The sequence below is a fragment of the Mesorhizobium japonicum MAFF 303099 genome (genome assembly GCF_000009625.1).
Lineage (GTDB): Bacteria > Pseudomonadota > Alphaproteobacteria > Rhizobiales > Rhizobiaceae > Mesorhizobium > Mesorhizobium japonicum.
On the sequence record NC_002678.2, the window covers coordinates 5,858,169 to 5,878,081 of the forward strand.

The window sequence follows — 19,913 nt, forward strand, 5'->3', positions numbered from 1 at the left end:
GGGAGGGTATCGCCTGTATGGCGAGATCAACCAGGCGATGATTCCTATGTGGGGGCGCATCGCCGCACGGCAGGCACGCACGTGAGCGAAACTTCCCCTTTCGGCGATTACGACTACGTCATCGTCGGTGCCGGCTCCGCCGGCTGCGTGCTCGCCAACCGGCTCTCGGCCGATCCGCGCAACCGGGTGCTGCTCCTCGAAGCCGGCGGCAGCGACCGCTATCACTGGGTCGATATCCCGATCGGCTACCTCTTCTGCATGGGCAATCCGCGCACCGACTGGATGATGAAGACCGAGCCGGAAGCCGGTCTCAACGGACGCAGCCTCAACTATCCGCGTGGCAAGGTGCTTGGCGGCTGTTCGTCGGTCAACGGCATGATCTACATGCGCGGCCAGGCAGCCGACTATGACGGCTGGCGACAGGCCGGCAATGTCGGCTGGAGCTGGGACGATGTGCTGCCGTATTTCCGCAAGTCGGAAGACTATCACGGTGGCAAGAGCGCCATGCACGGCAGCGGCGGCGAGTGGCGGGTCGAACGCCAGCGCCTGTCCTGGCCGATCCTCGACGCGTTCCGGGACGCCGCCGAGGAACTCGGCATTCCCCGCACAGGGGATTTCAACACCGGCACCAATGAAGGCTCGGGCTATTTCGAGGTCAACCAGCGGCTGGGCGTGCGCTGGAACACATCGAAGGCGTTTTTGCGCGGCATTGCGGCGCGTCAGAATCTCCGCGTGGTGACGGGGGCAGAGACGGAACGGCTCGAATTCGACGGCCGGCGCGTCACCGGACTCCTCTTTCGCCAGGGCGACCGCCTGCACAGGGTCAGCGCCGGACAGACGATCCTTGCGGCCGGTGCCATCAACTCGCCGAAGATCCTCGAACTGTCGGGGGTGGGGCGACCCGACCTGCTTTCGAGCATTGGCGTGGATGTTCGACACGCCTTGCCCGGCGTTGGCGAAAACCTGCAGGACCATCTGCAGATACGCACGGTTTTCAAGGTCGCCAATGCCGCGACGCTCAACGAGCGCTATCACAATCTGATCAGCCGCGCGGCGATGGGTGTGGAATACGCGCTCAAACGCAGCGGGCCGCTGTCAATGGCGCCGAGCCAGCTCGGCATCTTCGCCAGAAGCGATGCTCGGCTGGCAACACCTGATCTGGAATACCACGTGCAACCGCTGAGCACCGACCGTCTGGGCGAGCCGCTGCATCGCTTTCCCGCGGTCACCGTGTCGGTCTGCAATCTGCGCCCGGAAAGTCGGGGCACCGTGCATATGGCATCGTCCGATCCGCGCGAGGCGACGAAGATCCGGCCGAACTATCTCTCCACCGCGGGAGACCGCAGCGTCGCGGTCGCATCGCTGCGCCATGTCCGCAGCCTGATGAAGGCGCGGGCCGTGGCGCGCTTTGCGCCCGAAGAGATGCTGCCCGGCACGCAGTATGACAGCGACGAAGACCTCATCCGCAAGGCCGGCGATATCGGCACGACGATCTTCCACCCCGTCGGCACCTGCAAGATGGGTTCGGACTCGATGGCGGTGGTCGACGACCGGCTACGCGTTCACGGGCTTGCCGGACTGCGCGTGGTCGATGCCTCGATCATGCCGACAATCGTCTCGGGCAACACCAACTCTCCGGTCGTCATGATCGCCGAGAAGGCAGCGGAGATGATCCTGCTTGATCCGCGCCGATAATGTCGTGGCGATATGGGGCGTCGTCGGATGCCGAAGCCCCCGCCATCGTTTCGCGCGCGAGCTGGACGATCACGATATCGGTGATGCACGGCCGTTCCGGCGGGAAGTGACGGCCCTGGCGGCGAAATAGGCCGGCTCGGGAATCATGGTCCAATCCATCAGGGTTGCCGCGGTCCTGGCCCGTGCCGTAGACAGGCGGCCGTGAAGGGCGTTTGCCGATGGCGGAGCAGAAGAACATGTCGGATCTGATGAAGACCATCTCCTCGGCCAGGTCGCATGGCGGCGTGCAGGGCGTCTACTCTCACGCGTCGGATGCCTGCGCCTGTGACATGGTTTTCGCCGTCTTCGTGCCGCCGCAGGCCCGTGAGAAACCTTGCCCGGTCGTCTGGTACCTCTCCGGCCTCACCTGCACACATGCCAATGTCATGGACAAGGGTGAGTACAGGCGCATGGCCGCGGAGCTTGGCCTGATCGTCGTCTGTCCCGACACCAGCCCGCGCGGCGGCGATATTCCCGACGAGAAGGACAATTGGCAGTTCGGCAGCGGCGCCGGCTTCTACCTCGACGCCACGCAAGCGCCTTACGCCACGAACTACCGCATGTATTCCTATGTCACCGAGGAATTGCCGGCGTTGATCGCCAAGGTATTTCCGGCCGATATGACGCGCCAGGCGATCTTCGGTCACTCGATGGGCGGGCATGGTGCGCTGACGATCGCGCTCAAAAATCCCGAGCGCTTCAAAAGCTGCTCGGCCTTCGCGCCGATCGTGCAGCCGAGCACCGCTGGCTGGTCACGGCCGGCCCTCGAAAAGTACCTTGGCGCGGACGAGGCATCGTGGCGGAGCTACGATGCCACCTTGCTGATCGAGGATGGCCACCGTTTCCCCGAGCTTTTCGTCGACCAGGGAACGTCGGACGGCTTTCTCAGGGACGGGCTGAGGCCCTGGCTGCTGGAAGCAGCCTGCACCAGGGCCGGCATTGCGCTGACCCTGCGCATGCAGGATGGCTACGACCACTCGTATTTCTTCATCTCGACATTCATGGACGACCATCTGAGATGGCACGCCGAAAGATTGTCCGGCCCGGTTCGTGGCACCGGGTCACGCTGAAGCAACGGCATATCCCCCAGCGGGCTAATCCCGCAACAGGTCGAACATCAGCTTGAAGAAGCGGTCGGCATCGACTTCGTGAGCGATGCGCGCATTGTCCATCTCGCCGCGCTCGCCCCAGAAATCGGCAACCGTCGCGCCGAAAGCATAGGTGCCGGACAGATCGACGCCGACGGCGATTTCAAGTGCAGCGTCCAGCATTTCGCCGACCGCATCCCGTTGCGCCGCATCGGCCAGCCGGACGATGTCGCGGCCGCCGTGGCGTTCCTCGCCTCGGACGAGGCAAGGCACGTCACCGGCGTCGACTGGCTGATCGACGGCGGCCAGACATTGCAGAGCTGGGCCAACGCGCCGGCGGGGGTTGCGTTTCCGCAGTATCGCTAGTTAGGAGCAGCTTTTCCAACCTCACGAGCCGTCAGGTCGGTCGAACGCTTTGCATCAAAGGCCGAAGCGATCCTTCAACCGCCCCGACAGGATCGCCGCCTTCACTCCGAGCGGCCAGAAGCGGTGAAACCGGATTGGCTTGAGCGGCGATATTGGCATGGGAAACGGCGAGGTCTCGCGGCCTTGCAACCGCTGCGCCAGGGCAGCACCCATCGCCGAGGCCATGGCGACGCCACGGCCATTGTAGCCTAGGCAGATCAGCACGCCGTCCTCCGGCTCGTGAATGTGCAGAAGATGGTCCTTGGTGATCGCGACCCGGCCGTTCCAGCCATGTGTCCAGCGTACTCCGGCGAGTGCCGGCCACAGCCGCAACGCATAGTCGGTGAGGTAGCGGATGGCGGAAGCATCACCGATCGGCTTCATCGGTCCGCGGCCGCCCATGAGAAGGCGGTTCTGCGCGTCGATGCGATAGTAGACGGTGATGTTGCCGGCTTCGTAGAGGACAGGCCTGTCGGGGAGAATTTGAGCCGCGGCCGCCGGCGCAAGCGGCTCGGTCGCGGCGATCGCGCTGAACACCGGAACCAGGGATTGCTCCAGGCCCGGCCACAGGGCTCCGGTATAGCCATTGGTCGCGACAAGCACCTTCTCGGCGCTGACCGAGCCGTTGGCGGTTTTGAGGACCCATCGTCCAGCCTCTCTCTTCAGCGAAAGCACTTCGCTGCCACCGAAAATCCGCGCGCTGGCGTTCCGCGCGGCGGCTGCCAGGCCAATCGTGTATTTCAGGGGATGGAGGTCGCCGCCGCGGGCGTCGAACATGCCGGCTATGTATCTGCCGGTACCGGTTCGTGTCGCCATCGCCTGTGCATCCACCATGCTGACCGGCATGCCCCGCCGCTGGCATTGCGCGGCCGTGGTCCGCACCGCGGCTTGCGGCTTCGGCCGGATGGCCGCGCGTATGGTGCCGTTCTGCCGGGCATCGCAGGCGATCGACAGGCGCTTGATGAGGCCGAAGGTGAAATCCGGCGCGCCGTAGGAAAAATCGATCATCCGCGGCCCAAGCTCTGGGCCGAACATCGCCTCGATCGTGTCGGGATCGTATTTGAGGCCGGGATTGACCTGGCCGCCATTCCTGCCCGACGCACCCCAGCCCGGCTGTTGGGCCTCGAGCACGGCGACGTCGTCGCCGGCCTCCGCCAGATGCAAGGCGGTGGAAAGCCCCGTGAAGCCGCCGCCGACAATGGCGACCCTTGCCCGCTGCGCGCCGGCAAGGGCGCAGTAATCGCCGATGCCGCCGGCCGTTTCGCGATAGAGGCTTTTCGGAGGGTTGCTCTCAAGCATACTGGGCATCGTCAAAGTGACCGGGGAGAAACACACAGGCCCGAGAGGCTGGACGGGAGCCGTTGGGCGAAAGGGGATGCGCCACCTGCGAAAACTCCATATTGGGAACGGCAGACCGTCCAATATCGTGCCCGGTGCGCTTCAGGCAATTCAGCATGGCTTTCGGGAAATCACAACAGCTGCGACAGCGCGGCCATGAAGTGGTCGTTCTCCGCTGGCGAGCCGATGCTGACACGCACATAGCTGTCAAAACCTTCCTGCTTCCAGGGTTTGACGATGACGCCTTCGCGCAGCAGGCCCTCGGCGAAGGCGGAGGCATTTTGCCGGCAGTTGAAAAACAGGAAATTGCCGCGGGAAGGGGCGACGTCGAAGCCCATGTTCCTGAGGAGACTCTCGACCTGCGTTCTTTCCGCCTTGGCCAGCGCGACGACCTTCGCGAGGTGTTCCTCATCCGCGAGTGCCGCCAGTGCGGCCGCCTGCGCCATGCCATTGGCGTTGAACGGTGTGCGCACCCTGTCGAGCAGGGCGCGCAATTCCGGGTCGCCGACAATGCCGAAGCCGATCCGCAACCCGGCAAGCCCGAACGCTTTGGAAAATGTCCGCAGCACAATCCAGGGCTGGTCGCGTTCGCAGAGGTCAGGCAGCGACGAGGCATAGTCGTCGCCTTCCGCATATTCGGCATAGGCTTCGTCGACGACGATCAGCGTCTCGTCGCTGACCGCATCCAGAACCTTCGACAGGTCGCCGGCGGACAGCCAGCTGCCGACCGGGTTCATCGGGTTGGAGAACAGCAGCATGCGGGGCCGCTCGCGCACCGCGTCGATCAGGGCGTCGGCATTGATGGTGAGGTCGTCGTTGACGGTCACTCGTTTGACGCTCGCGCCCATCAGCGTCGCGTAGTCCTCGTGCAGCGGGAATGATGGATAGAGCGTGACGACGGAATCGCCGGGCCTTAACACGGCACGGCTGATGACGGAGAGAAGGTCCTCCGAGCCATTGCCGAGGATGATTTGGTCCTCACCGAATCCATATTTGGCGGCGATCGCCTGGCGCAGTTCGCGCCCGGCCGGATCCGGATAGAGCCGGAACATCTCGGCGCCGGCCTGCAGCATCGTGGCCAGCGTCGGGCTCGGGCCGAGCGGGTTTTCATTCGAGCCCAGCTTGGCGATCCTGGCCGGAGCATATCGTTGCATGACCTCGGTGATGGTCAGCCCGGAATTGTAAGGCGACGGGCGCGTGACTTCGGTTCGGACCATGTCTGAAGCTTTCGACACGAGCGGGCTCCTCTGCGGTCGGCCGACGGACTCCCGTCGACGGGTTCTCAATCACTGGGTTTCGCTGCATCGTTCCCGGGGTGAGTCAGGTCATTGACAGGCGCACTGGTGCAGCGAATTTTGTTAGGAGTAGCGTAGCCGAAACCGTTTGTATATGCTTGTATATGTAACTTGATCTGGTAGTCTCTCTATGCGAACGGAAGCGCGACACCGGCAAGGAGGATCACATGCGCAATGCTTCTCTGTTCGATCTCGCCGGCAGGAAAGCGCTTGTCACCGGCGCCAGCCGCGGAATCGGCCGCAGCATCGCCGAGGCGTTGAGCGCTGCCGGCGCCGACGTCGCGGTCACCGCGCGCAGCCTGGCGTCCCTCGACGGGACCACGGCGGCGATCCGTGCGGCCGGCGGGGTTGCGCATGCCGTCGCTCTCGACGTCACCGATGTCAACCGCTGCCGGACCGCCACCGCCGAGGCTGCGGGCCTGCTCGGCGGTCTCGACATCCTCGTCAACAATGCCGGAATGGAAGAGGTCAGGCCTTCGCTCGACGTCGACGAGGCGCTGTGGGACCGGATCGTCGACACCAATCTCAAGGGGGCGTTCTTCTGCGCCCAGGCGGCCGCGCGGCAGATGCGGGATGCCGGGCATGGCGGCGCCATCATCAATCTCTGCTCGCTGACGTCAGAAGTCGGCATTCCTACCGCGGTGCCCTATGGCTCTTCGAAGTCGGGCCTGCTCGGCATGACCAGGGCGCTGGCGGCGGAGTGGGCGGGTCTCGGCATTAGGGTCAACGCCATCGCCCCGGGTTACTTCCGGACGGCGATGACCGATGTGTTCTACAGCAACGAGGCATGGCAGCAGTCTATGCTCGCCAAGATCCCGCAGCACCGTTTCGGCGATCTCGGCGACCTGCACGGCGTTGCCGTCTTCCTTGCCTCGGATGCGGCGGCCTACATAACCGGCCAGTCCATTCCGGTGGATGGCGGCTTCCTGGCATCGATTTGAGGCAGCGCTAAAGGTTCGAAATCAACGTCTTGCGCAACGTAACCGGCCGGCGCGTTGCGTTCCAACAAAGAGGAACATCCATGTCCGACGTCAGCTTCCACGATCTGTCATCGCTCGACGCCACCCAGCGGTCCAGCCTGCTGAAGCGCGCCGAGGCCGATCTGTCGGTCTTCGTCGAAAAGGTCCGCCCGATCATCCAGGCCGTCAAGGACGAGGGTGACGCCGCGCTGATCCGCTTCGCCAGGGAGCTCGACAAGGCCAATGTCGCCGAAGGCGGACTACAGGTGTCGGAAGCCGAGTTCGACGCGGCCTTCGACAAGGTCGAGAAGGATGTCGTGGAAAGCATCGGCTTCGGCATAGACAATATCAGGCGTTTCCATGAGGAGCAGAAGCCGGAAACGATGTGGCTCAAGGAAGTCCGGCCGGGCGCCTATGCCGGCGACCGCTATACGCCGATCGCGTCCGTCGCGCTCTACGTGCCGCGCGGCAAGGGCGCCTTTCCGTCGGTGACGATGATGACCTCGGTTCCGGCAGTCATTGCCGGCGTGCCGCAGATCGCCATCGTGACGCCGCCGACATCGGACGGTTCGGTGGATGCGGCGACCCTTGTCGCCGCCCGCCTCGCTGGCGTGCACACCGTTTACAAATGCGGTGGCGCCCAGGCCGTCGCCGCCGTCGCCTACGGCACTGAAACGGTGAAGCCCGCGCTCAAGATCGTCGGCCCCGGCAGCCCATGGGTGGTTGCGGCAAAAAGCGAGCTGTCGTCGATCATCAACACGGGTCTTCCGGCCGGCCCGTCGGAAGCCATCATCTTTGCCGATGACAGCGTCGACGGCGGCCTTGCCGCGCTCGATCTACTGATCGAGGCCGAGCACGGACCGGATTCTTCGGCCTATCTGGTGACGCACAGCCGCAAGGTCGCCGAGGCCGCACTTGCCGCACTCCCGCAACACTGGTCGCGGATGACCGAACAGCGTGTGGAGTTCTCGCGCGCGGTGCTGACCGGCAAGCGTGGCGGCATCGTGCTGACCGCGTCGCTGGAAGACAGCTATCGCTTCATCAACGACTATGCGCCCGAACATCTGGAAATCCTGTCGAAGGAGCCGTTCGCGCACCTCGGGCATATCACCGAGGCAGCCGAAATCCTCATGGGCCCGCACACGCCGGTGACCCTTGCCAACTTCGTCCTTGGGCCTAATGCCGTGCTGCCGACCAGCCGCTGGGCGCGCACCTATGGGCCGCTCTCGGTGACCGATTTCGTCAAGCGCTCATCTGTCGGCTACGTCACCTCCGCCGCTTATCCGGAATTGGCGAAGCATGCCCGCAGGCTTGCCCGCTACGAGGGCTTCAGCTCACACGAAAACGCGGTCTCGGAAATCCGCGACCGCTACCTCGCCGGCTGAACGGAGACGATCGCGATGAAGGCCGCACGGCTTTATGGACCCGGCGATCTGCGGGTGGAGGACGTTGCCCCGCCAGGCATTCCGGATCCCGGCTGGGTGAAGCTCAGGGTCGATGCCGCCGGCATTTGCGGTTCGGACCTGCACAATTTCCGCACCGGCCAATGGATAAGCCGCTCGCCTTCGACGGCCGGCCATGAGCTGACCGGCACGGTGACCGCGCTCGGCGAGGGCGTCGACACCGTCGCCGTCGGCGACAGGGTGGTTGCCGATTCCCGCTTCTGGTGCGAGGAATGCGTGCAATGCCGTGCCGGCAGGCGCCATCTCTGCGCTTCGCTGGGCTTCGTCGGCGAAGTCTGCGACGGCGGCTTCGCCGAACAGGTCGTTCTACCCGCGCGGCTGCTGCATGTTGTCGATGCAGCACTGGACGAGCGGGTCGCCGCGATGGCCGAGCCGCTCGCTGTGGCGCTGCACGCGGTGCGGCGTCTGCCGAAGACGGCAGGCTCCGTGCTTGTCGTCGGCTGCGGGCCGATCGGCGGTCTCGCCGCACTGCTGCTTTCGCGGAGCTTTGCCGGCACGGTGCTTGTCGCCGACCGCAACCAAGCCCGCTGCGCCCGCGTGGCGCGGGTGACCGGCGCAACAATCGTCGACCTTGACCGTGATGCGATTGCCGCAGCGACTGGCTACGCCCCCTTGCTGGCGGCCGTCGAGGCGACCGGCAGCATCGCCGCATTCAACCAGTTGCTCGGCGTTCTCGATTCCGGCAGCGCTGTGGCGATGGTCGGCATCTTCCATGGCCGTCTCGACATCGACCCCAACCTTCTGGTCGAACGCGAGATCGCGCTGCTGGGGTGCCATGCCTTCGCCGACGAGTTGCCCGACGCCGTGCGGATGCTGGGTGAATTGAGCGAACCTTTGCTCGCCCTGATCGATCGCGAGATCGGTCTCGACGATATTCCGGCCGCCTATGAGCGGCTGTTGGCGGGGCAAAGCGACGGCTTGAAAACAATCATTCGCATGCGGCAACCTGTTGAGCCGGCGTGACTTCCGATAAATTGCCGGAAAGGATTTTGAAATGATCGATTTGCCCGATACGGCGAGCCCTCTTTACGAGAAGGTGAAGGACTACATCCTGGCCAACATCGGAACGGGCCGGTGGGGCAAGGATCGCAAGCTGCCGTCCGAGAATGAGCTGGTGGCTTCGCTTGGTGTCTCGCGCATGACGGTCCACCGGGCCTTGCGGGAACTGACCGCGGCGGGGTTCCTGATCCGGCTGCAAGGCGTCGGCACCTTCATCGCGCCACCCCGGCCGCAATCGACGCTGATCGAGATCAACAACATCGCGGCCGAGATCGTCGAGCGCGGCAACAGGCATCGTTCCGAAGTCCTCGTGCTTGAAACCATCATGCCGACCAAGGAACTTGCGCTGTCCTTCGAGTTCCCAAAGCGCGTCGCGATCTATCACTCGGTCGTCGTCAATTTCGAGAACGATTTGCCGGTGCAGCTCGAAGAGCGCTTCGTCAATCCGAGCCTGATCCCCGACTACGACAAGCAGGATTTTTCGAAGACGGCGACCTACGATTACCTTATGCAGAAGACCCCGGTGACCGAGGTCGAGCATATTATCTCGGCGATCCCGGCCGACGCCGAGACTGCGCGGCATCTCAATATCGATGTCGGTAGCTGCTGTCTGTTTCTGCACCGTCGCACATGGACGGGTGCGATCGTCGCCACCATCAGCAAGCTAACTTATGCCGGCAGCCGCTACTCGCTCGGCAGCCGCTATTCCCCCTCCAAGACCAACTGACGCCGAAAGCCAATGCAGGTCACGGAATCTTCGACGCAGATGTATGTACATGTACTGATAAGAGCAGTTTCGCGCCTTGCAGACGGATTGGCTGGAAGGGGCGACCGATGATGCAGAGCCGCACGGCAAGGATCCGCGCCCTCGCGCAGCACGACGTCGGCGAAGCGCAACGCGCGCTGGCGGCCTTGCTGGGCGATCTGTTCGCAATGGCCCCCGGCAATGTCCGCATCAATGTCGACAAATACAGCCTCAATTCGTTGAACGGCTTCTTCGACAGCGAGGGCCAGGCCTATTTCTTCAAGTTCCATCAGGAGGAACGCGAGGAGGGCATGACCGGCGAATACTACCGGGCCGAGATCCTGTCGCGTGCCGGCCTGCCGGTGGATCAGCCTGTCCATATGTCCGCTCAGCCTGGCGAGCAGATCCTTGTCTATCGCCGCCGCACGGATCCGAGATTCTCGGATGTGCTGTTTGCGCTGGATACTGAGGACGATGCCGGCAAGCGGCGCGAGGCGGTCCGTGCCGAGCGCAACCTGTCCGCCAGGCTGCTCGAGGTCTATCTCGAGACGCTGCACCCTGTGACTGTCGCAGAGGTCTCGGCGGAGCCGATCCACCGGCTGTTCTATGAGCGGCTGATCGACGCCGATACGCGCTTATCGCCGGGCGGCCGCCTGGCGGATTTCTATGTCGGCAAACCGTTTGTCTTTCCCGGCATGGAACTCGACTGGGATCGGTTCTCCCGGCTGAAATTCGTCATCAACGGCCAGCTGTATAAAAGCAGCATCGGCGAGCTTTTCGATGCCGCGGCGGCGCGCTTGCGGCCGGACCGGCTGGCCGATGCCGGCGGCGTGGTCGCGCATGGCGACGCCCACAATGCCAATGTCTGGTACACGGAAGAAGCGGGGAGGGCGGAGCTGTCCTTCTTCGATCCTGCGTTTGCCGGCTCGCATATCCCGACGCTGCTGGCCGAGGTGAAGGCGACGTTCCACAACATCTTCGCCCATCCGTTCTGGCTCTACGATCCGGCCATCGCGACGGAGACTTTCCGCGCGCAGGCGCGGCTGGAAGGAAACCTGCTCCATGTCGACACCGACTGGGATTTGAGCCCGGTTCGCCGCGACCTGTTGGAGGTCAAGGCCACCGCTTTGTGGCGGCCTTTGCTGCTCGAGCTCAAGCGGCGCGGCATGCTGCCGGCGGATTGGCGGGCGGTGCTGCGCTCGGGGCTTTTCCTGTCGCCGACCCTGGTCATGAACCTGCGCGCCGGCGCGCGCAGCCACACGCCGGCCTCTTCCCTCATAGCCTTTTCAGTCGCGATCATGGTTGGCAGCGAGCCCGATGGCGGGGCCGATCGGGTGACCGATTTCCTCGACTTGATCGATCCTGAGAGCGCGAGCGGATGAGACATGCCAACTTGTATATGCATGTATGTATTTTAGCCTTGACATCCGCTCCCGCTGACGCTGAAATATCGCTGCACTTCACCGTGAAGTGGTGGGCAAGACGCCGAGGCACAGTGCCGCAAGAGCAGAAACCCACAGTCTCACCAGACCGGATGCTTGGGTAAAAAAGCGGTCTGATCATCAAGGGGAACTTGAGATGATGCGTAACCTAGCAGGACAATTTCGCGCGCTCATGATGGCCGCCGCCATCGGGCTCGCCGCCGCGCCAGCAGCCCATGCGGCCGATGCAGCCATTCCCACGACGCCCGAGGCAGGACCGTTCAAGATCGGCATCGAGCCGTGGCTTGGCTACGGCCAGTGGCATGTCGCCGACGCCAAAGGCCTGTTCAAGGCAAATGGCCTGTCGGACGTCCAGATCGTCAATTTCGCCGAGGACAAGGACATCAACGCCGCTTTGGCCAGCGGCCAGCTCGACGCCGCCAACATCGCCACCCATACGGCGATGGGCATGGTGGCCGCCGGCCTCCCGGTGAAGATCGTGCTGCTGCTCGATGTCTCGATGACGGCCGACGCCATCATCGCCGGCAAGGACGTCACCTCCATCGCCGACCTCAAGGGCAAGCAGGTTGCTTTCGAGGAAGGCACGACCAGCGACATCCTGCTCAAATACGCGCTCGCCAGGAATGGCATGTCGATTGCCGACGTTCAGCCGGTTCCTATGCCTGCCTCCGATGCCGGCGGCGCCTTGATCGCCGGCCGCGTGCCGGTCGCGGTCACCTACGAGCCCTACCTCACCGTCGCCATGGCGCAGAACAAGGACGTCAAGCTGCTGTTTTCCGCTGGCGAGGATCCCGGCCTTATCAGCGACGTGCTGGTGGTGCGCGACGAGGTCATCAAGTCGCGGCCCGGCCAGGTGCTGGCCATGATCAAGAGCTGGGACGCCGCACTCAAGGACTATAACGCCGATACGCCCGGTGGCCGCGCCATCATCGCCAAGGCGGTCGGGTCCGACGTCAAGGACCTCAACACCGCTTTCGACGGCGTGCGCTATTACTCGCTGGCCGAAAACAAGACGGCGCTCACCGGCGATTTCACCACCAAGACGTTCGCAGATGTCGAAGCAGCCGCCAAGAACGCCAAGCTGCTGCAGGCCGATGTGACGCCGGAACAGATGATCGACCCGTCCTTCGTCAAGGCAGCGCAATGATAGAGGCCGGATCGCGGTGGTAGCACAGATGTCCGCCGAGCCCCCCGCGAAAACCGGCCCGGCGCGCTCGGCGCCAAAGGCGGCCACGAAACGGGCGAGGCGCCGCCGATCCTCCGGGATCGGCGCGCCCATCGCCAGGTCGCGTTTCCTGATGATCGCGGTGGCCGTCTTTGTCGGGCTTGGCCTCGCCTGGTGGGCGGCGACCGGGCTGGAATGGGTAAAACCCATCTTCCTGCCGTCGCCCGGCAGCGTCGCGACCCAGATAGCCAAGCTCGCTGCTGACGGCACGCTGTGGCTGGACCTCACGGCCTCGGCGTATCGCATTTCCATCGGCTTCCTCATCGCTTCGGCACTGTCGATCCCGATCGGCGTGCTGATCGGCAGCTTCCGCTCCTGGGAGGCTGGTATCGAGCCGCTGGTGGATTTCATCCGCTACATGCCGGTCGTCGCTTTCGTGCCGCTCTCCATTCTGTGGGCCGGCACCGGCGACACGCAGAAATTCCTGATCATCTTCATCGGCACTTTCTTCCAGCAGGTGCTGATGGTCATGGACAATGTGAAACGGGTTCCCGCCGATTTCATCGGCCTTGGCCGCACGCTCGGCCTGCCGGACCGCAAGATCCTGACGCGCATCGTCGTGCCCAGCGCCCTGCCGGGCATCTGGGATACGCTGCGCATCAGCCTCGGCTGGGCATGGACCTGGCTGGTGCTGGCAGAACTTGTCGCGGCGACCTCCGGGCTTGGCTATCGCATCACCGTGTCGCAGCGCTATTTCCAGACAAACACCATCATCGGTTACATCCTGCTGCTCGGCGTGCTCGGTCTCATCACCGACCAGGTCATGAAGGCGCTGGAGAAGGTGCTGTTCCGGCAGGATGGCCATTCGCAATGAGGAACCGCCGATGACTGTTCCCAAATTGCACATCGCTGGCCTAGACAAGAGCTTCGGCACGGGCGAGCGGCGCACGGAAGTGCTGCGCGACATCAATCTCGATCTTGCCGACAATGAGTTCGTCTCGCTCGTCGGCACGTCGGGCTGCGGCAAGAGCACGCTGCTGTCGATCGTTGCCGGATTGCAGGACTTCGACGCCGGTGAACTCAGCATCGATGGCGCGCCGATCCTGCAGCCGGGTCTCGACCGCGGCGTCGTCTTCCAGTCCTACACGCTGCTGCCCTGGCTGACGGCGCGGCAGAACATCGAGTTCGCCCTCAAGGCCGCCGGCTACGATCGCACCGCCTGCCGCGAGATCGCGCTCGAGCATCTCGACCTCGTCAAGCTGTCGCAAAGCGCCGACCGCTTTCCGTCCGAACTGTCGGGCGGCATGAAGCAGCGTGTCGCCATTGCGCGCGCGCTTTCCTATCGACCCAAGATGCTGCTGATGGACGAACCGTTCGGCGCGCTCGATGCCTTGACCCGGCATCAGATGCAGGAATTGCTGACCCAGATCTGGGAGGAACACAGGCTGACCGTGCTGTTCGTCACGCATGATGTGGAGGAGGCAGTCTATCTGTCGGACCGCATCGTCGTCATGGGCATCGGCCCGGGACGCATCATGCAGACCTTCAATGTCGACATCGAACGCCCGCGCCGGGAAGAGGTGATGGAAACCCCGGCCTTCATGGATCTGCAGCGCGGCGTGCACAAGGCGATCCGCGAAGCATCAAGACGTCCCGAAATGGTGTAGTCCCAGCGAGGCCTCCTCTGCATTGCGCGGAATGACGAAGCAGCCGTCCCGGAATATCCGGGCCCGGCTGTCCCTGCTCACATCAGGAGGCCTCGCAAGCAGGTTTCGTCAGGAGGGGCGATCGGATCGGTTCGCACACTCACGTCGCTTTGCCGAGCGCCGCGTCCATTCCCATCTCTTCCTCGGAAATGTCGTCGAACGAAGCGTAGTTCATGTTGTAGAGGCGGGCGTAGAGGCCCTTCCTCTGCATCAGCTGTTCGTGGTTGCCGCTCTCGACGATCTCACCGTTCTGCAGCACGATGATGCGGTCGGCGCCGCGGATGGTGGCAAGCCGATGGGCAATGACCAGCCCGGTGCGGCCTTCCAACAGTTTGATCAGCGCCTTCTGGATCAGCATCTCGGTGTAGGAATCGATGCTGGCCGTGGCCTCGTCGAGCACGAGGATCTTGGCGTCGGCCACCAGCGCCCGCGCGAAACTGATGAGCTGGCGCTGGCCGAGCGAGAGGTTGCCGCCGCGTTGCTCTAGCTGGGTATCGTAGCCATCGGGCAGTTGTTCGATGAAGTCGTGCGCGCCGACGGCCTGCGCCGCGCGCACCACTTCGTCGCGGCTGGCGCCGGTTTTGTGGTAGCGGATGTTCTCCAGCACCGTGCCGGAGAACAGGAACGGTTCCTGCAGCACCATGGCCACCTGGTCGCCGAGCGAATCCTGCGTCAGGTCACGCACATCATGGCCGCCGACCAGGACCTGACCCGACCAGACGTCGTAGAAGCGGTGCACCAGCGCCATCGAGCTCGACTTGCCCGATCCGGTCGGACCGACAAGCGCGACGGTCTCGCCCGGATTGACGCGGAAAGAGATGTTCTTCAGCACCGGCTGGTTCGGCCGATAGCCGAAGGTGACGTTCCTGAACTCGACCGAGCCGTCCGTTTCGCGCGACAAGGCCACCGCATTGTCCTTGTCGCTGACATCCACCGGCACGTCGAGCACTTCGGAGATGCGCTGGCCGGAGGCCATGGCGCGCTGCATGACGCTATACTGCATGGTGAGCGAGCGGATTGGGTCGAAGAAGCGCTGGATGTAGAACAGGAACGCCACCATGACGCCGACATCGAGGCTGTGCGAGAGCACCATCGAACCGCCGACGACGATGACCGTCGCCATGGCCATGCCGGTAAGCGTGTCGACGATCGGCACCATCACCTGGGCATATCTAGCTGACCGCAGATGGGCATTGAGGTTGGCCAGCACCTTCTCGTCATAGAGGTCGAAATTGACGTGCTGGCGCTCCAGGCTCTGCACGGTGCGCACGCCATGGATGCCTTCGGCGAGCGCCCCGTTGGCGATGGAATTGGTTTCGTGCGCCGCCATGAAGGCGACCTTGGCGCGCGGCAGCCAGAACAGCCGCACGATGAACAGCATTGGCATGGTCGACAATGTCAACAGTCCGAGCCGGAAATCGAGCCAGAGCAGGACGGTGACGATACCGAACAGCAGCACGATGTCGCCCACCGACATCACCGATGTCTCGAGGAATTCCTGCATCGAATTGACGTCGCCCTGCAGGCGCGACATCAGCCGGCCGACCTCGGTCTTGTCCATGAAGCTGAGCGACACAAGCTGCAGATGGCTGAACATGGCGCGGCGCAGATCGGACAACACGTTCTCGGCCACCTTGCCGACGACGCTTTCCTGCACATAACTGGCGGCATAGTTGATCAGGATGATCACGGTGAAAGTGATAATCGCGGAGATCATCACCGAGCGGTCGAGCCGGCCCGGAGCCATGCCGTGGTCGATGGCGTAGCGGATGACCAGCGGGATCGCCAACTGCGTCAGCGTGAACACCAGCACTGCCGCCACAGAGATGAAGATCCGGCCTTGATAGGGCCTCACGAAGCTCCAGATGCGCCTGATGATGCGCGGATCATAGGCCTTGCCGAAAACCTCTTCCTCGTCGCGATGCGAGCCGACGACGGCCTTGGTCGGCCGCCCGCTCTTGTCGTCCTTCTCGTCATCGTCCCGCGTCGACATCATGCGGCTCCCTCGAGCCGGTCGTCATCCGGCCGCAGCTGCAAGTCGTAAAGCGCGCGATAGCGACCGCCCAGCGCCAGCAATTCCTCATGCGTGCCGCGCTCGACGATGCGGCCGCCCTCGACGAACAGGATCTGGTCGGCATGCATCAGCGAACTCAGCCGATGCGAGATGATCAGCGTCACGCGATCCTTGGCGAAACGCTTCATTGCCGCGCGGATACGCTGCTCGGTGCCGGCATCGATTGCCGCGGTGGAATCGTCGAAGACCAGAACCGATGGCCGCAACATCAGGCTGCGGGCGATGGTCAGGCGTTGGCGCTGGCCGCCGGAAAGCGATGCGCCGCGCTCGCCGACGACCGTGGTGTAGCCGGCCGGAAGTCCGATGATATAGTTGTGTAACTGCGCATATTCGGCGGCCTGTCCGATGCGGGTTTCACGCGCCCAGGGGTTGCCATAGGCGATGTTGTTCTCGATCGAGGTGGTGAACAGGAACGCGTCCTGCTGCACCACGCCGACCACCTTGCGCAGCGATTGCAGCGTGACCTTGCTTATGTCCTGGCCGTCGATGGTGATCGCGCCCGAGGTCACGTCGTAGAAGCGCGGGATCAGATGCGCGATGGTCGACTTGCCGCTGCCGGGCGGTCCGACGATCCCTATCGTCTCGCCGGACCTGGCCTCGAAAGAGATGCCGGACAGCGTCGGACGATCGCCCGCGCCTTCATAGCGGAAGCCGACATTGTCGAAGCGCAGCACGCCCTCGGTGATGACGAGCTCCCTGGCGTCGGGCGCATCCTCGATGTCGAGTTCGGTGTCGAGCAGTTCGAACAGCCGCGTGCCGCAGGTCGAGGCGCGCGCGAACGAGTTGACCATCAGGCCGAGCTGGCGCACCGGCATCTGCAGGATGGTCATGAAGGTGAGGAACTGCGCGAGCGTACCGACGCTGATCTGGCCCGCGATCACCTTCTGGCCGCCGAACCACAGCACCAGCCCCATGGCGGCCAGGAAGGAAAAGTTCATGGCACTGGTGTTGGAGACGCGGATGTCGACGCGCTGATTGGCCAACTCCAGCGCGTCCTGCTTGGCGCGGTCGAATTTCTTGAGCTCATGGCGCTGCGCCGCAAAGGCGCGCACGACGCGGATGCCGCCGAGATTTTCATCCATCACTCTGCTCAACACCGACAGCCGCTCCTGCAGCGTCAGCCAGGTGCTGCGCAATCTGAGCTGTGTCACGGAGGAGCGCCAGGCGACGAAAGGCACGAAGCTGAGGCTGAGCAGCCCGAGCACGAAATCGGTGCTGATCAGGAGATAGGCGCCGACGCCGATCAGCACGCCGAGCAGCACCACGCGCAGGATGCCGGTGGAAAAGAACATGCGCACGCCGTCGAGATCGAGCAGACCGAGCGTGATCAGGTCCCCGGTATGGACCTTGTCGTGGAAGGAGAAGCTCAGGCGCTGGATCTTCTCGTAGAAGGCGAGACGCAATTCATAGCCGGTTTGATGGCCGACGGCCTCGCCATAATAGTTCTGCGCCATGGTGAAGAGACCGCGCAGGATGCTGACGAAGAGCAGTGTCAGCGCCGTGTGCCACAGCGCCTGTTCCGCCACGGCACCGCCACTGGCGGCGATCACGCCTTGCGCCTGATCGATGGCGCGTCCCAGCAGGCGTGGGATGAAAAGCTGCAGCGTCGCGGCGATGAAGGTCGAGACGAGGGTGATGGCGACCTGCCAGGGATGGCGCAGCGTCATGCGCACGATGCGCAGCAAGGTGCTGAGGCCCTTGCCCCAGGAGGCTTCCGCCACATGGGCAAACGATTTGCCGCGCTTCGCCGCGCCGCTGGCTGCATCCGTAGGCAAGGAAAATATCCAATCCAATCCGGACATTAGCCCGGACGAATGAAGCAGACTCAGTTCTGATGGCGTGATGTTACGCGTGTCCGACTTGACCCTTCAAGAGGCCAATAGCGGCATCGCACTGTGCCTGACGACAGTGCCGACATCGGTCGTCGACAGGCGCTTGCGGCCTTGTCGCCCAAAGTTCCTGAAATGGGTGTCGAGGCGACTTTCGCTGGCATAAACAATTCATAGCATTGACGCGCAGATTCTCCAGCTCGACCTAGTCTTGACGGACTATCAGTTCTGCGTCGCCGACACGGACCAGCCAGGTCCGGCAGCGAGGGCCGACGCCGCCGTCAATAGCAAGAAGGGCAGTCTTCCTTGACAAGTTTTCCCTTTACCGAAGCCATGCCGATCCAGTTTCAAGCACCGTTGCCGAAGGCTTCGGAGGTTGTGGTCATCGGCGGCGGCGTCATCGGCGTGACCACGGCTTTGTTCCTGGCGCGGCGCAACATTTCGGTGACATTGCTGGAAAAGGGCCGCATCGCCGGTGAGCAATCGTCGCGGAACTGGGGCTGGATCCGCCAGCAGGGCCGTGATGCCGACGAACTCCCTGTTGTCATCGAAGCGCAGCGCCTCTGGCGTCAACTGGCCGAGGAATGCGGCGAGGACATCGGGCTGAGGCAGACAGGCGTCACCTATCTTGCGCGAACCGACAAAGAGATGGCCGGCTTCGCGAAGTTCCTGAAGATCGCCCAGATACACGGCGTCGACACGCGTCTCCTCGACCAGGGCGAGACGGCCAAGCTGATCCCGGCCATGTCGCGCTCTTTCAAGGGTGCGATGACCACCCCATCGGACATGCGCGCCGAGCCATGGGTCGCGGTTCCCGCGCTTGCCCGCCTGGCCGCCCGGGAGGGCGTCACCGTCATCGAGAATTGTGCAGCGCGCAAGCTCGACATATCGGCTGGACGCGTTAGCGGGGTCTGGACCGAACTGGGCCGTATCGCCACCTCGAGCGCGGTCGTCGCGAGCGGTGCGTGGACGTCGCTCTTCCTGCGCACCCACGGCGTCTCCATTCCGCAGCTCAGCGTCAGGGCGACCGTCGCCGCGACCGGACCCATGCCCGAAATCCATTCTGGTGCCGTGGCCGACGACCATATCGCATTCCGGCGTAGGCAGGATGGCGGCTACACGCTGGCATCGGGAGGCACCAGCCAGTTGTATGTCGGGCCTGACGCCTTTCGTCACGCGACCAAATTTGTTCCTGCCCTGGTGGCGAATCCTTTTGGCACCTCCTACCTGCCGGCGGCGCCGCGCGGCTATCCGGACGGCTGGTCAACCCCACGCCGATGGAACGCGGACGAGGAAAGCCCCTTCGAACGGATGCGCATCCTCAACCCCGCCCCCAAAGCCTCGGCGTTGCGCGATATCGAGCGCGAATTCACGGCACTTTTCCCACAGTTCAAGACGGTGCCGATCAAGGCGAGCTGGGCGGGCATGATCGATGCGATGCCGGATGTGGTGCCGGTCGTTGATCGCGCCGCCGAAATTCCGGGTCTCGTTGTTGCCACCGGGATGAGCGGTCACGGCTTCGGCATCGGACCCGGAATGGGCCGCGTCGTGTCCGACCTCGTCCAGGGAAACGAGATCGGGCATGATCTTCACAGGTTCCGTCAATCCCGCTTCAGCGACGGCAGCCCGATCAAGCTGGGACCCAGCCTTTAGATCGGGCGTCGGACGTCA

General features: G+C 63.8%; 16 protein-coding genes and 1 pseudogene. 12 read left to right on the forward strand and 5 right to left on the reverse strand.

The features are described 5' to 3' along the window. Positions 1-81: 81 nt before the first annotated feature. On the forward strand, positions 82-1,695 hold the full coding sequence (locus MAFF_RS28990) for a GMC family oxidoreductase (protein WP_010914577.1): 1,614 nt from the start codon (positions 82-84) through the stop codon (positions 1,693-1,695). Positions 1,696-1,931: 236 nt separating this feature from the next. Beyond that, positions 1,932-2,804, forward strand: a complete 873-nt coding sequence (gene fghA / locus MAFF_RS28995; RefSeq protein ID WP_010914578.1) for an S-formylglutathione hydrolase — start codon at positions 1,932-1,934, stop codon at positions 2,802-2,804. A 24-nt stretch (positions 2,805-2,828) separates the two neighbouring features. Here fghA and MAFF_RS39470 read toward each other — a convergent pair whose 3' ends face one another. Beyond that, positions 2,829-3,005, reverse strand: a complete 177-nt coding sequence (locus MAFF_RS39470) for a nucleoside hydrolase (RefSeq protein ID WP_010914579.1) — start codon at positions 3,003-3,005, stop codon at positions 2,829-2,831. Between MAFF_RS39470 and MAFF_RS38430 the strand changes: the two are divergent. Then, positions 2,994-3,188 (forward strand): annotated as a pseudogene (locus MAFF_RS38430) (SDR family oxidoreductase); the annotation flags it as partial. The gene MAFF_RS39470 and the pseudogene MAFF_RS38430 sit on opposite strands and share 12 nt — an antisense overlap. A gap of 54 nt (positions 3,189-3,242) precedes the next feature. Here the strand turns inward: MAFF_RS38430 and MAFF_RS29000 are convergent. Together MAFF_RS29000 and MAFF_RS29005 are read right to left on the reverse strand one after the other, a co-directional pair. Further along, a complete protein-coding gene (locus MAFF_RS29000) occupies positions 3,243-4,526 on the reverse strand; it encodes an NAD(P)/FAD-dependent oxidoreductase (protein WP_010914581.1) in 1,284 nt (427 codons plus the stop codon). A 170-nt stretch (positions 4,527-4,696) separates the two neighbouring features. Further along, entirely contained in the window at positions 4,697-5,800 is a 1,104-nt protein-coding gene (locus MAFF_RS29005) for a histidinol-phosphate transaminase (RefSeq protein ID WP_010914582.1), read from the reverse strand. 227 nt (positions 5,801-6,027) lie between these two features. On the opposite strand from MAFF_RS29005, the gene MAFF_RS29010 reads away from it, so the two are divergent. From MAFF_RS29010 to MAFF_RS29045, 8 genes are all read left to right on the forward strand, one after another. Continuing rightward, entirely contained in the window at positions 6,028-6,801 is a 774-nt protein-coding gene (locus MAFF_RS29010) for an SDR family NAD(P)-dependent oxidoreductase (protein ID WP_010914583.1), read from the forward strand. Positions 6,802-6,881: 80 nt separating this feature from the next. Next, on the forward strand, positions 6,882-8,204 hold the full coding sequence (hisD, locus tag MAFF_RS29015) for a histidinol dehydrogenase (protein WP_010914584.1): 1,323 nt from the start codon (positions 6,882-6,884) through the stop codon (positions 8,202-8,204). 15 nt (positions 8,205-8,219) lie between these two features. Further along, positions 8,220-9,245 carry a zinc-dependent alcohol dehydrogenase gene (locus MAFF_RS29020; protein WP_010914585.1) on the forward strand — a complete coding sequence of 342 codons (1,026 nt, stop codon included), beginning with the start codon at positions 8,220-8,222 and terminating at the stop codon, positions 9,243-9,245. Positions 9,246-9,276: 31 nt separating this feature from the next. Next, entirely contained in the window at positions 9,277-10,008 is a 732-nt protein-coding gene (gene hutC / locus MAFF_RS29025) for a histidine utilization repressor (protein ID WP_010914586.1), read from the forward strand. 107 nt (positions 10,009-10,115) lie between these two features. Continuing rightward, entirely contained in the window at positions 10,116-11,408 is a 1,293-nt protein-coding gene (locus MAFF_RS29030; protein ID WP_010914587.1) for a PepSY domain-containing protein, read from the forward strand. Positions 11,409-11,607: 199 nt separating this feature from the next. Next, positions 11,608-12,615, forward strand: a complete 1,008-nt coding sequence (locus MAFF_RS29035) for an ABC transporter substrate-binding protein (RefSeq protein ID WP_010914588.1) — start codon at positions 11,608-11,610, stop codon at positions 12,613-12,615. Positions 12,616-12,643: 28 nt separating this feature from the next. Continuing rightward, a complete protein-coding gene (locus MAFF_RS29040; protein WP_044549565.1) occupies positions 12,644-13,507 on the forward strand; it encodes an ABC transporter permease in 864 nt (287 codons plus the stop codon). A gap of 10 nt (positions 13,508-13,517) precedes the next feature. Next, positions 13,518-14,300, forward strand: a complete 783-nt coding sequence (locus MAFF_RS29045; RefSeq protein WP_010914590.1) for an ABC transporter ATP-binding protein — start codon at positions 13,518-13,520, stop codon at positions 14,298-14,300. Between the two features lie 139 nt (positions 14,301-14,439). On the opposite strand, the gene MAFF_RS29050 is transcribed toward MAFF_RS29045, so the two are convergent. Both MAFF_RS29050 and MAFF_RS29055 read right to left on the reverse strand, forming a co-directional pair. Continuing rightward, positions 14,440-16,332: an ABC transporter ATP-binding protein gene (locus tag MAFF_RS29050; RefSeq protein WP_080512116.1), complete on the reverse strand. Its 1,893-nt coding sequence runs from the start codon at positions 16,330-16,332 to the stop codon at positions 14,440-14,442. Further along, complete coding sequence (locus MAFF_RS29055; protein WP_010914592.1) at positions 16,332-18,215, reverse strand: ABC transporter ATP-binding protein; 1,884 nt, start codon at positions 18,213-18,215, stop codon at positions 16,332-16,334. The genes MAFF_RS29050 and MAFF_RS29055 overlap by 1 nt, the downstream gene beginning before the upstream one ends. Before the next feature lie 333 nt (positions 18,216-18,548). Between MAFF_RS29055 and MAFF_RS29060 the strand changes: the two genes are divergently transcribed. Beyond that, entirely contained in the window at positions 18,549-19,895 is a 1,347-nt protein-coding gene (locus tag MAFF_RS29060) for an NAD(P)/FAD-dependent oxidoreductase (protein ID WP_044549568.1), read from the forward strand. Positions 19,896-19,913 lie beyond the last annotated feature (18 nt).

What these genes read in the sequence shown, in the direction of transcription:
- MAFF_RS29030 (WP_010914587.1), top strand. Translation starts at nt 10,116, where the DNA reads ATGATGCAGAGCCGCACGGCAAGGATCCGCGCCCTCGCGCAGCACGAC.
- MAFF_RS29000 (WP_010914581.1), bottom strand. Translation starts at nt 4,526, where the DNA reads ATGCTTGAGAGCAACCCTCCGAAAAGCCTCTATCGCGAAACGGCCGGC.
- MAFF_RS29040 (WP_044549565.1), top strand. Translation starts at nt 12,644, where the DNA reads ATGTCCGCCGAGCCCCCCGCGAAAACCGGCCCGGCGCGCTCGGCGCCA.
- hisD (WP_010914584.1), top strand. Translation starts at nt 6,882, where the DNA reads ATGTCCGACGTCAGCTTCCACGATCTGTCATCGCTCGACGCCACCCAG.
- MAFF_RS29010 (WP_010914583.1), top strand. Translation starts at nt 6,028, where the DNA reads ATGCGCAATGCTTCTCTGTTCGATCTCGCCGGCAGGAAAGCGCTTGTC.
- MAFF_RS29020 (WP_010914585.1), top strand. Translation starts at nt 8,220, where the DNA reads ATGAAGGCCGCACGGCTTTATGGACCCGGCGATCTGCGGGTGGAGGAC.
- MAFF_RS29055 (WP_010914592.1), bottom strand. Translation starts at nt 18,215, where the DNA reads ATGTCCGGATTGGATTGGATATTTTCCTTGCCTACGGATGCAGCCAGC.
- MAFF_RS29050 (WP_080512116.1), bottom strand. Translation starts at nt 16,332, where the DNA reads ATGTCGACGCGGGACGATGACGAGAAGGACGACAAGAGCGGGCGGCCG.
- MAFF_RS39470 (WP_010914579.1), bottom strand. Translation starts at nt 3,005, where the DNA reads ATGCTGGACGCTGCACTTGAAATCGCCGTCGGCGTCGATCTGTCCGGC.
- MAFF_RS29045 (WP_010914590.1), top strand. Translation starts at nt 13,518, where the DNA reads ATGACTGTTCCCAAATTGCACATCGCTGGCCTAGACAAGAGCTTCGGC.
- fghA (WP_010914578.1), top strand. Translation starts at nt 1,932, where the DNA reads ATGTCGGATCTGATGAAGACCATCTCCTCGGCCAGGTCGCATGGCGGC.
- hutC (WP_010914586.1), top strand. Translation starts at nt 9,277, where the DNA reads ATGATCGATTTGCCCGATACGGCGAGCCCTCTTTACGAGAAGGTGAAG.
- MAFF_RS29035 (WP_010914588.1), top strand. Translation starts at nt 11,608, where the DNA reads ATGCGTAACCTAGCAGGACAATTTCGCGCGCTCATGATGGCCGCCGCC.